Raw genomic sequence first — 12,539 nt, 5'->3', positions numbered from 1 at the left:
TGCGACTAGTCTGCCCCGGGGCACGCAAGGAGCTTGTAAACTGGAGGCGCCAAATGCAGCACAAACCACTTCAGGCTGAGATTTTCGAGATGACCTTACCGAAATGCAGGCATTGACACCAATATCGGACGGCTATCGCGAAAGTTTAAGCGCACTCGGTGGAACTGGGTGAGCGCGCCAAGGAGAACTCAAAGTCGTTCGATCAAATTCATGATGCATTCTCCATTGTGCTGCTTCGTTGGGCAAAGCAAGCGAAAGGGTGGCGCGTCGCCCCCGATATCCGTCCCAACATGAACTTAGACTGAATTGTTTCGCTTAAAGATATAGCAAAAGCTGACCCAGCCTCAAACGCCCGTTCGTTCCGAGTAGGAAATTATCGATAGGAAGCGAATAGGCAGGTTAACCAGCACTTCCGGTCCGTGCGGAGCATCGGCGTCGAAAAACAGGCTGTCTCCCGGCAGCATCGTATAGAGCTTGTCGGCGTGGCGATATTTCACCTCGCCTTCCAACATATAGATCAGTTCGAGACCTTCGTGCTGGAAAGTTGGAAACACGTCGGAATCGGCGGTCAAGGTGATCAGATAGGGCTCGACCTGGACGCCGCTCGAACTGTTTCCGATGTGGCCAAGGAGATTGTATTGGTGACCGGCGCGCGTGCCGCGCCGTTCGATCTCCAATCCCTCCCCGGCTTTGACAAAGACTGCGTTGCGGACTTCTTCGAACCGCCGGAAGAATGCAGTCACCGGAACCCCGAGCGCGCGCGCCAGCGACTGAAGGGTCGTGAGCGACGGGGACGTGTTGCCGTTCTCGATCTTCGAAAGCATCCCGAGCGAAATGCCTGTTGCGGACGCAAGGTCGCCGCCCGTGATGCCGAGCTTCTTGCGGAATGCGCGCACTTCGTGGCCGATGGCGATCTCGAGATTGTTCTCCTTGGGATCGCGCAATGCATGTGGGTCCTGATTAAGGATGGCCTTCGCCGCATTGCTGTTCAGTGCTGCCGTCTGTCCGTCGCTGGTTCGTGCGGCCGCCACTTTTGTCATTCATTTGGTCCCATGCATTTTTCTCACGCCACAGCTTACGTTGTTCGCCATGGGCATTCCATCGGTCCACCAAAAAATTTTCTCGACAGGAAAGATTTGTATTGCCCAACGCAAAGAAAATCCGCCGGGCGGGCACCGGCGGATCATATGACGGCTATCTCCAGCCCTATCAAACGCGCCGCATGACGCGCATGATCAGCGACACCACGAACAGCACCAGGAAGAGGAAGAAGAGAACCTGTGCGATTGAAGCGGAAGCACCGGCAATGCCGCCAAAGCCGAGTACGCCGGCAACAATTGCGACAACCAGGAATACGAGTGCGTAGTAGAGCATGGCGATCTCCTTGTATCATTGCTGAAAAAGGAAACGGCAACACCGGGAAATTGTTCCGGAATGGCTGAAAGATTTGCGATTTCAGCAACAAAGTCTACGCGCAGCATACTGTAGACTGCGGATCGGCCACATCTGCCAACCTGCTTAGCCGGGGAGGCCAAAGATAAGAGCGGCCACAAATAGGAATGCAGCGGCAATAAGCGCGACATTGAGGCCAGTCTGAAATCTACGGCGTCTGGAAGCGCTTTGGGCAGCCAGAAGCCGCTTATGCGCCACGGAACCGTCGAACTGGTTCACATGAGTATGAAACATACCCAAATTTGCCATGTGCTGCCTCCGATCGACCTGTTGTTGTTGCGCGTGGGAACGAGCCCAGCGCGACCTTCATATATTCTCTATCAAGTAGGTAGACATAAAATTTCGTCCAGAGGTGCTGTCGAGAAAAATTAACCTCTGGAAATTGTCTGCAGAGAAAATCAGCAGAGAATGCGACGCGCCCAGATCAGCGTACGCTCCACGGCGCCTTCACGCTGAACTACCACCTCGGCAGGGCCGATATGGCGGCGGTCTTTTTCTTCCGGCAAAGTCACGCTCAACGCGTCTTCTTCCTTCGCCTCTTTCGGCGGATGAAGATATCCCATGGTCATGCCACCCATGAAAAACATGCCTTGCCTCCGGCTATGGCGATCACGAAAGCTAACCGCCGTTAACAAGATCATGACAGAAATACGGCAGGTGTCAATAATCTAGTCGATTGGTCGTCTTTTAACCAGCGCTTAACTATTACGAGCAGCTAGCCGCTGACAAAACAACGTGTTAGGCGCGAACAAATCCCTTGCTGGCGATCATCAGGTTGCGTGTGTACTCTTCCGCGACGTTGCCGGCAGCAAGATTTTTAGACGTCAGCCGTTCGACGATGGCACCATTTTGCATGACGGCAAGCCGCTCGCACATGTGCGTGACGACACCGAGATCGTGGCTCACCATGACGAAGGTCAACTGACGATCGCGCCGCACCTGTTCCAGAAGATTGAGTACTTCCGCCTGCACCGAGGCGTCGAGCGCAGAGGTAGGCTCGTCGAGAAGCAACACGGATGGTTCGACAATCAATGCCCGGGCGATTGCGACGCGCTGCCGTTGCCCGCCGGAAAGCTGGTGGGGATAACGAAAGCGGAAACCCGACCCAAGCCCGACTTCATCGAGAGCCCGGCTGATACGTTTCTCGCCATCGGCGATCCCGTGGACAGACAATGGCTCCAGCAGCAGCCGATCGATCGTCTGCCGTGGATGCAGCGAACCATATGGATCCTGGAAGACCATCTGGACGTCGCGATAGAAGGCTTTGCTGCGCTTCGAGCCCTCGAGTTTTCTTCCTTCGACACGGATGGTCCCGCCGCTGATCGGCGCCAACCCGGCAACCGCGCGCAAAAGCGTCGACTTGCCGGATCCGGACTCGCCGACAAGCCCGAAGGATTCGCCCTTGTCGACAGCGATGCCGACCGCGTTCAGCGCGTAATAGCGATCATAGACGACACTGAGATCGTCGATTTCGAGGATCGCGCTCATAGTGCCCACTCCGGCTTGCGGTCGAGGACGGGCAAGGGATGACGGTCCTCGCCGATCGACGGCATGCAGTTGAGCAGTCCGCGGGTGTAAGGATGCTGGGCGTTGCGAAGTTCCGACGCCGGCAGTTCCTCGACGATCTTCCCGGCATACATGACAATCACCCGGTCGCAGAAGGACGACACTAGCCGCAGGTCGTGCGACACGAAGATCAGCCCCATCCCACGCTCCGACACCAGCTTGTCCATGATCCTGAGGACGTCGAGCTGGACCGTGACGTCGAGAGCCGACGTCGGTTCGTCGGCGATCAAAAGTTCAGGGCCGGCGATCAGCATCATCGCGATCATGACGCGCTGCCCCATGCCGCCGGACACCTCGTGCGGGTGGAGATCGAAGACGCGTTTCGGGTCGCGGATCTGCACGGCCTCGAGCATGGCAAGCACCCGGTCACGCGTCTCCGCTTTGCCCACGCTCTCGTGCGTCCGCAAGGTTTCAGCCACCTGCCGACCGATGGACATTACCGGGTCGAGCGAATATTTGGGATCCTGCAGCACCATGGCAATGCGTTTGCCGCGCAACGCTCTTCGAGCCCGCGGCGAAATGGACAGAAGATCCAATCCGTTGAAATTCAATGTGTCTGCCGTGACCACGCCATGCGATTGCGTCAGGCCCATGATGGCCCGGCCGGTTTGCGACTTTCCAGAGCCGCTTTCGCCCACGATACCAAGCCGCTCGCGCCCCAGCGTGAAGGAGACCCCCCGAACAGCCTCGATCACGCCGGTGCGCGAGGGATAGCTGACCTTGAGGTTGTCGACTGTCAGCATTGTCGTCATCGACCGCTCTCCTGAGGATCGAGCGCATCGCGCAGCCCGTCGCCGAGCAGATTGAAGCCGAGGCTAACGACAAGGATGGCGATGCCGGGCATGGCCGCGACCCACCATTGATCGAGGATGAAACGCCGACCGGAGGCAATCATCGCACCCCATTCCGGCAGCGGCGGCTGGGCGCCAAGGCCGAGAAAGCCGAGGCCTGCAGCCGTCAGGATGATACCGGCCATGTCGAGCGTCACGCGAACGATCAGCGAAGAGATGCAAAGCGGCATGACATGGCGAAAGATGATGCGCATCGGCGAGGCGCCCATCAACCGAACCGCGGCGATATAGTCCGAGCGCCGCACCGTCATCGTTTCGGCCCGGGCGATACGGGCATAGGGCGGCCAGGAGGTAATGGCGATGGCGATGATGGCGTTCTGGATCCCCGGGCCAAGCGCCGCGACAAAGGCTAGCGCCAGCACCAGCTTTGGAAAAGCCAGGAAGATATCGGTGATGCGCATCAGAACGGCATCAACCCAGCCGCCGACATAGCCCGAGACCGTGCCGACGACGAGCCCGATCGGTGCCGAGATGACCGCCACGAGCACGATCACCAGCAGCGTGAGGCGTGAACCGTGGATGACGCGCGAAAAAATATCCCGGCCCTGATCGTCGCTGCCAAGCAGGAAACCCTGAACCCCCGGCGGCAGCAGCCGTGCATTGCCAAGATCGCCGACAGTCGGGGACTTGGTGGCAATCACATCGGCGAAGACCGCGACAAACAGCAAGGCGAGGATGATGAAGAGGCCAACGAGCGCCAGGCGATTGGCCGAGAACTGTCGCCATGTGACATAGGCGCGACCGAGGCGGGCTTGGGTCCGTGATTGCGGCCGGTCGGAAAGCAGCCATTCGCGCCGGCTGGCAGGTTTTGCAGATGTCGTCTGACCCGTCATTTGCGTCGCGTCCTTGGGTCGAGGGTCCGGTAAAGCAGATCGGAAAAGAGGTTTAAGGCAATGAAGACGGTCCCGATCACGATCGTGCCACCAAGTACCGCGTTCATGTCCGCGTTCTGCAGCGAATTCGTGATGTAGAAGCCTATTCCCGGCCAGGAGAAGACGGTCTCTGTCAGGACTGAACCTTCAAGCAGGCCGGCATAGGACAGCGCGATCACCGTCACCAGCGGCACCGCCGCGTTGCGAAGCGCGTGACCCCAGATCACCCGCGTTTCCGAAAGCCCCTTGGCACGCACGGCAACGATATATTCCTGGCCGAGCTCGTTCAGCATGAAGCTGCGCGTCATTCGGCTGATATAGGCCAAGGAGAAATATCCAAGCAGGCAAGCCGGCAAAATAATGTGCCGGAATGCATCGTAGAACACGTCCCACTGGCCCTGCCAGGCGCTGTCGAACAGAAAGAACCCGGTGATCGGTTCGAACGTATATTCGTAGGCGATGTCGAGACGGCCCGGAAAGGCCACCCATTTCAGGCGGGCATAGAAAATGACAAGCGAAATCAGCGCAAGCCAGAAGATCGGCACGGAATAGCCGATAAGCCCGACAACGCGGACGACCTGATCGATGATGCTGCCGCGCTTGACCGCGGCGAGTACACCGAGCGGAACCCCAATGACCGAGCCGATCAGCGTGCCGAACGTTGCAAGCTCCATCGTCGCCGGAAAGGCGCGACGGATGTCGGTCATGACAGGATTGGTGGTCAGCACCGATGTCCCGAAATCACCCGACAGGGCGCTTTTCAGATAGATGTAGAACTGCTGGTAGAGCGGCAGGTCGAGGCCAAGCTCGCGCCGCACCCGTTCGACCACATGCGCCGGCGCCCGGTCGCCAAGGATGGCGAGCACCGGATCGATCGGCACGACGCGGCCGATAAAGAAGGTGACGGCGAGAAGGCCGAGATAGGTCGTGACGGCCACGACCAGAAATCGCAGGATTGCCATGGCAATCGGAAGCGCACGGCCCTTGGCGGGCCGCACCTCCATTTTTCGCTCGACAGTGCTCAAGGAACCGATCCGTCCCTGTTATTCCTTCGAAATCGGCGAGACGAAGTTGGTATCGAAGCTCGGGCCGAGTTTGAAGTCCTTGATGTCCTTGCGGTATCCGGCCACTTCGATCTGCTGGAAGATCAGCACGAACGGGCTGTTGTGCAGGAATTTCTTCTGGACGTCCTGATACATGGCAGCGCGCTTGTCCGCATCGGCCTCAAACAGCGCAGCACGGGTTTCCTTGTCCAGATCAGGTGTCAGGAAGGTGTTGCGCCAGGCAAGCGTCTTGGTCTTGCCCTCGTCGGAATTGTCCGGGTTGGTGGTGAAGGTCTCGGCGTTGGAATTCGGATCCCAGTAATCCATGCCCCAGTTGCCGATATAGATATCGTGATTGCGGGCACGATACTTCGTCAGGGTCTGCTTGCCATCTCCAGGAATAATCTCAAGCTTGATGCCGGCCTGGCCAAGCGTCTGCTGGATCGACTGGGCGATGCCGGTGACCGGCTCGATGTTGCGGGTGTCCATCGTCACCGAGAAGCCGTCCTTGAGACCTGCCTTGGCCAACAATTCCTTAGCCTTGGCAACATCGAGCGTGAACGGATTTTCCTCAAGCGCGCCGAGCACGCCCTTCGGCTCGAACGTCTGGCGGATTTCGCCGATGCCCTTGATCAAGGTCTTGCCGATGGCGTCGTAGTCGATCAGATATTTAAAGGCTTCCTGAACCTCCGGCTTTGCCAGATTAGCATTCTTCATGTTCAAGCTGATGTAGTAAACCGTACCCTTCGGCGCGCTGGTCGAGGCGAGCGCTGCGTTCTTCATGACCGCATCCAGATCACCGGGCTCGAGATTCCGCGCAATGTCGATATCGCCGTTTTCGAGCGCCAGGCGCTGGGCCGAACTTTCCTTCATATAGCGGTAGATGATGCGCGCGAGCTTTGGCTTATCGCCATAATAGTTCTCGTTGCGCTCAAGCACGACCGCTTCGTTGGCGCGCCATTCACGCAGCTTGTAGGCTCCCGAGCCGGCATAGCCCGTCTTCAGCCAATCATTGCCGAAATCATTGTCGTACTTGTAGTCAGCCGACGGCGTCACAGCCTTGACGTGGCCAAGCACCAGCTTTTTGTCAACGACGTTGGCGACGGTCGATGTCAGGCAGTTCAGCACGAACGACGGCGCATAGGGCTTGTCGACGGTGAAGGTGAATGTGTTCGGATCGGTGGCCTTGGCTTTTTGCGTGACATTATCGCCGGTAAGGCCGAACTGGGTAAGGATAAAGGCCGGGCTCTTGTCGAGCTTGACCGCGCGCTCGAACGACCAAGCAACATCCTCGGCCGTAATCGGATTACCCGAGGCGAATTTCAGGCCGGGCTTGAGCTTGAAGGTGTAGGTCAGGTGATCATCGGAAACCGTCCAGCTCTCGGCCAGATCGCCTTTGACCTTGGTGGTATCGGCGGTGTCGAGGCGGATCAGCAGGCTATAGGTATTGCCGGTGATCTCGGCAGTCGAAAGCTCGTAGGCTTCACCCGGATCCATCGTGATGATGTCGTCGATCGCGAAACCTTCAACCAGGGTGTCTTTCGGCGTCGCAGCAAAAGAGACACCTGGCGCTGCTGCCATCAAAAGCGTAAAGGCGGCACCTGCGGCGAGAAGACGGATGTTGCGGTTGACCTTACTCATCATCATTTTTTTCATTCCCCTGTTTCGTCACGTTTTTTACTTGAAATCCTGGTCTAAGCGCCAGCCTCTCCCCAGGCGGACGCAAGAACCCGAAGCCAATTTTCCCGGCAAATTTTAGCGAGATCTTTATCAGCATAGCCAAGGTTCCGCAGGGCAGCAATCAGCCTCTGGTTGCCCGCGGCATCGCCTATTCCTTCCGGAATGGTTGCCCCGTCGAAGTCGGATCCCAGGGCGACGCAATCGATCCCCATGCGCTCCACGAGGTAGTCGATATGGCGCAACATATCCTCGATCGGCGTGTTCGCATCGGAGCGCCCGTCGCCACGCAACATGGCGGTCGCGTAATTGAGGCCGACGACACCGCGGCTTTCGCGGATGGCATCGAGCTGCCTGTCCGTCAGGTTTCGCGCAACTGGTGTCAGGGCGTGCGCGTTGGAGTGGCTGGCGACCAACGGCTGATCGGTGGTTTTCGCCACGTCCCAGAAGCCCTTTTCGGTGATATGCGCAAGGTCGATCAGGATACCGAGTTCATTGCACCGTTTGATGAGATCAAAGCCCACATCGGTGAGGCCAGGACCGGTGTCCGGCGACATTGGATAGGCGAAGGGAACGCCGTGAGCAAAGACATTGTTGCGGCTCCAGACCGGCCCGAGCGAACGCAGCCCCGCCGCATAGAAGGTCTCGAGTGCTGCAAGATCGGCGCCGATCGCCTCGCAGCCTTCCATATGCATGACGGCTGCAAAGATACCCTTTTCCATGCTGTCGCGAATATCAGCTACCGAGTGGCAGAGCTTCCATACGCCTTCCCGGTCGAGGCGCAGCGCGATCGCCGCCATTTCGTTGGCGATGTCCAGTGACGGCGCACGCTCAAGTGGGGCGGCAAGGGGGGTCACATAGTGGCCTTTACGGTCCGGCTCGGCAAACACGAGGTCGCCCGAAGGGATGTAGATGGCGCATAGACCACCGGCAAGGCCACCCGCCTTCGCTCGCGGCGCATCGATATGACCGGTCGAGATGCCGTCGCGAAATTCGGCGATCGGATCTTCCCCGTCACGCGCATGGCTCCAAAGGCGGAGAAGAACATCGTTGTGGCCGTCGAATACGAATTGCATTTTTAATCCTGGAAGGCTCGATCGAGCAAATCGGAAACCGCAGCATAAAAAGGCTGCGGAGATTCGCCATCCCTAAAATGAAAAAATATGCATACGAATGAAAATGCTTGGACAAGCAAAAGCGGGGGAACGAGCCCCCGCTTCGAATGTGACGCGAACGTCAGGCCGGATTAGTGCTTGGCGCGCTTCTTTTGCCGGTAAACGTCGATGACGACGGCGGCAACGATGATCACGCCTTTGACGATCTCCTGGTAGTAGGCGTCAACCCTTAGAAAGGTGAAGCCCGAGGTCATCACGCCGAGAATGATGGTCCCGATGACCGTTCCGGTGATGCGCCCGACGCCGCCGGTAAGAGACGTCCCGCCGATGACGGTCGCCGCGATGGCGTCGAGTTCATACATTACGCCCATGCCGGCCTGCGCCGTTTGCGCCCGGGCTGCGGTCACGACCCCGGCAAGGCCCGCGAGAAGCCCGGCAATTGCATAGACCTTGATGAGATGCGCCTCGATGTTGATGCCCGACACGCGCGCCGCCTGCACATTGGCGCCGATCGCATAGGTGAATTTTCCGTACCGCGTGTAGCGCAGAGCGATATGGAAAACGAAGGCGACGACGAGGAAGACGACGACCGGCCAGATGCTCATGCCAATAAACGTGAACTGGTCCGTCAGACCGGAAACGGGCTGGCCCTTGGTATACCATTTGGCGACGCCGCGGGCCGAGACCATCATGCCGAGGGTGGCGATGAACGGCGGGATTTTCGTCCGGGCGATCAGTTCGCCATTGATGAAGCCGGCCGCAAGCCCGATCAAAAGCCCGACCCCGATCGGAATGACGAAGGGAAGATCGGTGAGCGACGGATAGAGTGATCGCGACCAGCTGGATGATTGGGCAAAGCTTGCAGCGATCATCGCGGTCATGCCGACCACCGAGCCGGATGACAGATCGATGCCACCGGTGATGATGACCTGCGTCACGCCGACGGCAATGATGCCGATAACCGACACCTGTAGGATCATGATCGTTAGCCGCTGCGTGTTCATCAGGAAGCTCTGGCCGATGAAGATCCACCCGAGCGCCTCGTAGACCAGCGCGATGCCGATCAGAACCAGGAAAATGCTGAGTTCCGGCGGAATGCGGCGGCGCTTTGTCCTGGTCGCCATCGGCGCGGTCACTTCCACAGCTTTCGTTACCATCTCTCAATCCTCCCTTACACGACTGCCGGCGCCGATCATCACTGCGCTGCCAGCTCCATCACCTTGATCTGCGTTGCCTCGGCGCGGTCGAGAAACCCCGTGACACGCCCTTCATGCATCACCATGATGCGGTCGCTCATGCCGAGCACCTCCGGCATTTCCGACGAGATCATGATGACGGCGACGCCATTGCGCGCCATTTCAACCACCAGCCGATGGATTTCCGCCTTGGCGCCGACATCGATGCCGCGGGTTGGCTCGTCGAGGATCAGGATCCGCGGATTGGTCAGCATCCACCGGCCGATCAGCACCTTCTGCTGGTTGCCACCAGACAGGTTCTCGACCCGCTCGTCGAGATTTGGGGTCTTGACGCGCAGCCTGTGGGCCATCTCCTCGCACACCGCCTCGATGGCGCCTTCCTGCACGAAGCCACCCTTGACGAACTTGTCCTGAAGCACCGCGATCTGCATGTTTTCAAAGACGTTGAGGATCAACAGACAACCGGTCTCCTTACGGTCCTCGGTGAGGAAGGCCATATGGTTCTCGATGGCCACCGTCGGTGACTTGATGTCGACATGCTTCCCGTAAAGCTCGATCGAGCCTGAGCTCGCCTGCGTGACGCCAAACAAGGTTTCGGCGACATTCGAGCGACCCGAACCGACGAGGCCGGCAACACCGAGGATTTCTCCCGCTCTGACGTCGAATGAAACGTCGGCAAACACGCCCTTCAGGCAGAGATCCTTCACCGAGAGAATGACGTCGCCGATCGGCACGTCTTCCTTCGGAAACATCTGCGTGATTTCCCGGCCGACCATCATGCGAATGATGTCGTCGCGCGTAACATCGGTGGAGGCATGCGTGCCAATATACTTGCCGTCTCGAAATACCGAGAATTCATCGGCGATTTCGAAAAGCTCATTCATTTTGTGGGTGATGTAGACGATGCCGATGCCTTCGGAGCGAAGCCCGCGGATAATCTCAAAGAGATGCGCGACTTCGCGCTCCGTCAGCGCGGAAGTCGGCTCGTCCATGATCAGGACGTCGGAATTGTAGGAAACCGCCTTGGCGATCTCCACCATCTGCCGATTGGCGACGGAGAGATGCCGGACCTCAATCTCGGGATCGATCGTAATATTGAGCCGGCGAAATAGTTCTTCGGTCTTGTTTCGCATCACGCCGTGATCGACGAATCCGAAGCGGGTAAGGGGCTCGCGCCTAATCCAGATATTTTCCGCGACCGTCATGAACGGCATCAGATTCAGCTCCTGATGGATCATCGCAATACCGTTCTCGAGCGCGTCGAGCGGCGATTTCAGCCGGATTTCGGCGCCCTTGAGGCGGATATCTCCCTGATCCGGGATATAGATGCCGGCAAGGATCTTCATCAGCGTCGATTTTCCCGCGCCGTTCTCGCCCATCAGTGCGTGCACAGTCCCGCGTTTCAGCCGGAAGGAAACGTCGTCGAGGGCCACTACCCCCGGAAACTCCTTGCGGATGCCTTCGGCACTGAGCAGGTATTCGGCATTCGGAATTGCGCCACTGGCGCGTACGGCAGCCATGGTGGAGGGGCTGACAGCCATCTCGTTTCCTCCCTGGACCTTCTTGAAAAAGAATGGGATGCGGGCTTTGGCGCCCGCATCCGCGGTCTCGAAGTCGTCAATTCTTCTTGACGAAATCCTTAACGTTTGCAGGGGTCACGAGTTGGAAGGGAATGTAGACCTTCTTCTCGATCTTATCGCCCTTTGCAAGCTTGAGGGCCGCATCGACGGCACCCTTTCCTTGGCCCGCAGCGTCCTGGAACACGGTGACCTTGAGGTCGCCCGCCTGCATGGAGGCAAGCGCATCCTGGGTGGCATCGACGCCGCCGACCAGGACCTTCTTCATATCCTTGCCGGCTGCCTTGAGGGCTTGAATTGCGCCGATGGCCATTTCGTCATTGTTGGAAATCACCGCATCGAACTCGACACCGCTCGACAGCCAGTTCGCCATCAGATCGGAGCCCTGCGTGCGGTCCCAGTTCGCCGTCTGCTCTTCGACGATCTGGATACCTTTGCACTCATCCGTCTTGATGACGTCATGGACGTCCTTTGTGCGTTGGCGAGCAGCCTGGTTCGAAAGTTCACCCATGATGACCACGGCTTTGCCCTTGCCATTTAGCAGGCGGCAAATTTCCTTGGTCTCCAGCGTGCCGGATTCCTGCTCGTTCGAAGCGACAAAAGCCTGGCTTGCAGGAAGTGCGTCGACATTAACCGGTTCGCGGTTGACGTAGACCAGCGGGATTTTTGCGTCGGCGGCAAGTTTCGACATTGCCGCTGTCGCATCCGTATCGACCGGATTGACGATGATCGCAGTGACGCCAGATGCAATGAAGTTCTGGATCTGGCTTTGTTGCTTGGCGACGTCGTTCTGGGCGTCTTCAACCTGCAGCGTGACGCCCTTAAGCGTCTTTGAATAGTCGATCATGCCGTTGCGTAGCACGGTCAGGAAGTTGTCGTCGAACTTTGCGATCGAAACGCCGACCATCTCGGCATGCGCAGCGGTCGAAAGCAGGAGCGCCACAGCGGCACCCAGGATAAGCTTCTTCATGTTTCTTCTCCTCCACAAACGGTGTCCGGCTACACCCTCCTCACGCCGGAGCCCTCGGTCTTGACCGCAGAGCCGTCATCTCGATGGCGCCATCACTCCCGATGACTGCGCCTAAAACGGAACAAACAAACCGTAGAATTTACCTTACGGAATATTCATTCCATTTTATCTTAGCAACGTCAACCCCGTTTGCAGTCAGTTGAGCGTCGATCTTTTCATC

At 58.2% G+C, this 12,539-nt stretch carries 12 protein-coding genes; all 12 read right to left on the bottom strand.

What is annotated here, in order from left to right; all coding sequences use genetic code 11:
- Window positions 1-344: 344 nt before the first annotated feature.
- A complete protein-coding gene (locus AB4Z52_RS04910; RefSeq protein WP_442216791.1) occupies window positions 345-1,040 on the bottom strand; it encodes a helix-turn-helix domain-containing protein in 696 nt (231 codons plus the stop codon).
- Window positions 1,041-1,209: 169 nt separating this feature from the next.
- Window positions 1,210-1,374, bottom strand: coding sequence for a DUF1328 domain-containing protein (locus tag AB4Z52_RS04905; RefSeq protein ID WP_442216790.1), 165 nt, complete (start codon window positions 1,372-1,374; stop codon window positions 1,210-1,212).
- Window positions 1,375-1,850: 476 nt separating this feature from the next.
- Complete coding sequence (locus tag AB4Z52_RS04900; protein ID WP_442216789.1) at window positions 1,851-2,039, bottom strand: hypothetical protein; 189 nt, start codon at window positions 2,037-2,039, stop codon at window positions 1,851-1,853.
- Between the two features lie 151 nt (window positions 2,040-2,190).
- Window positions 2,191-2,940, bottom strand: a complete 750-nt coding sequence (locus AB4Z52_RS04895; RefSeq protein WP_442216788.1) for an ABC transporter ATP-binding protein — start codon at window positions 2,938-2,940, stop codon at window positions 2,191-2,193.
- Window positions 2,937-3,770 (bottom strand): ABC transporter ATP-binding protein, encoded by an 834-nt coding sequence (locus tag AB4Z52_RS04890; RefSeq protein WP_442216787.1) that lies wholly within the window; start codon window positions 3,768-3,770, stop codon window positions 2,937-2,939. The genes AB4Z52_RS04895 and AB4Z52_RS04890 overlap by 4 nt, the downstream gene beginning before the upstream one ends.
- Window positions 3,767-4,702: an ABC transporter permease gene (locus AB4Z52_RS04885; RefSeq protein WP_442216786.1), complete on the bottom strand. Its 936-nt coding sequence runs from the start codon at window positions 4,700-4,702 to the stop codon at window positions 3,767-3,769. Before AB4Z52_RS04885 ends, AB4Z52_RS04890 begins: the two co-directional genes overlap by 4 nt.
- Window positions 4,699-5,766, bottom strand: a complete 1,068-nt coding sequence (locus AB4Z52_RS04880) for an ABC transporter permease (protein WP_442216785.1) — start codon at window positions 5,764-5,766, stop codon at window positions 4,699-4,701. The genes AB4Z52_RS04885 and AB4Z52_RS04880 overlap by 4 nt, the downstream gene beginning before the upstream one ends.
- Window positions 5,767-5,784: 18 nt before the next feature.
- Window positions 5,785-7,431 carry an ABC transporter substrate-binding protein gene (locus AB4Z52_RS04875; protein WP_442216784.1) on the bottom strand — a complete coding sequence of 549 codons (1,647 nt, stop codon included), beginning with the start codon at window positions 7,429-7,431 and terminating at the stop codon, window positions 5,785-5,787.
- Window positions 7,432-7,478: 47 nt separating this feature from the next.
- On the bottom strand, window positions 7,479-8,537 hold the full coding sequence (locus AB4Z52_RS04870) for a dipeptidase (RefSeq protein ID WP_442216783.1): 1,059 nt from the start codon (window positions 8,535-8,537) through the stop codon (window positions 7,479-7,481).
- Window positions 8,538-8,707: 170 nt separating this feature from the next.
- Window positions 8,708-9,733, bottom strand: coding sequence for an ABC transporter permease (locus tag AB4Z52_RS04865; RefSeq protein ID WP_442216782.1), 1,026 nt, complete (start codon window positions 9,731-9,733; stop codon window positions 8,708-8,710).
- 38 nt (window positions 9,734-9,771) lie between these two features.
- Window positions 9,772-11,313 carry a sugar ABC transporter ATP-binding protein gene (locus tag AB4Z52_RS04860; RefSeq protein WP_442216781.1) on the bottom strand — a complete coding sequence of 514 codons (1,542 nt, stop codon included), beginning with the start codon at window positions 11,311-11,313 and terminating at the stop codon, window positions 9,772-9,774.
- Window positions 11,314-11,389: 76 nt separating this feature from the next.
- Entirely contained in the window at window positions 11,390-12,319 is a 930-nt protein-coding gene (locus AB4Z52_RS04855) for a sugar ABC transporter substrate-binding protein (RefSeq protein WP_442216780.1), read from the bottom strand.
- Window positions 12,320-12,539: the final 220 nt, after the last annotated feature.

Origin of the sequence: Rhizobium sp. 2YAF20 (assembly GCF_052114685.1) — a bacterium.
Taxonomy (GTDB): Bacteria; Pseudomonadota; Alphaproteobacteria; order Rhizobiales; family Rhizobiaceae; genus Rhizobium.
The sequence above is the reverse complement of the archived record's forward strand: the minus strand, read 5'-3'. Positions and strand labels throughout refer to the sequence as shown.

Bases quoted from the DNA above. Each gene is read 5' to 3' on its own strand.
- AB4Z52_RS04865 (WP_442216782.1), bottom strand. From the start codon at position 9,733: ATGGTAACGAAAGCTGTGGAAGTGACCGCGCCGATGGCGACCAGGACA.
- AB4Z52_RS04890 (WP_442216787.1), bottom strand. From the start codon at position 3,770: ATGACGACAATGCTGACAGTCGACAACCTCAAGGTCAGCTATCCCTCG.
- AB4Z52_RS04900 (WP_442216789.1), bottom strand. From the start codon at position 2,039: ATGTTTTTCATGGGTGGCATGACCATGGGATATCTTCATCCGCCGAAA.
- AB4Z52_RS04855 (WP_442216780.1), bottom strand. From the start codon at position 12,319: ATGAAGAAGCTTATCCTGGGTGCCGCTGTGGCGCTCCTGCTTTCGACC.
- AB4Z52_RS04885 (WP_442216786.1), bottom strand. From the start codon at position 4,702: ATGACGGGTCAGACGACATCTGCAAAACCTGCCAGCCGGCGCGAATGG.
- AB4Z52_RS04895 (WP_442216788.1), bottom strand. From the start codon at position 2,940: ATGAGCGCGATCCTCGAAATCGACGATCTCAGTGTCGTCTATGATCGC.
- AB4Z52_RS04860 (WP_442216781.1), bottom strand. From the start codon at position 11,313: ATGGCTGTCAGCCCCTCCACCATGGCTGCCGTACGCGCCAGTGGCGCA.
- AB4Z52_RS04875 (WP_442216784.1), bottom strand. From the start codon at position 7,431: ATGATGATGAGTAAGGTCAACCGCAACATCCGTCTTCTCGCCGCAGGT.
- AB4Z52_RS04910 (WP_442216791.1), bottom strand. From the start codon at position 1,040: ATGACAAAAGTGGCGGCCGCACGAACCAGCGACGGACAGACGGCAGCA.
- AB4Z52_RS04905 (WP_442216790.1), bottom strand. From the start codon at position 1,374: ATGCTCTACTACGCACTCGTATTCCTGGTTGTCGCAATTGTTGCCGGC.
- AB4Z52_RS04870 (WP_442216783.1), bottom strand. From the start codon at position 8,537: ATGCAATTCGTATTCGACGGCCACAACGATGTTCTTCTCCGCCTTTGG.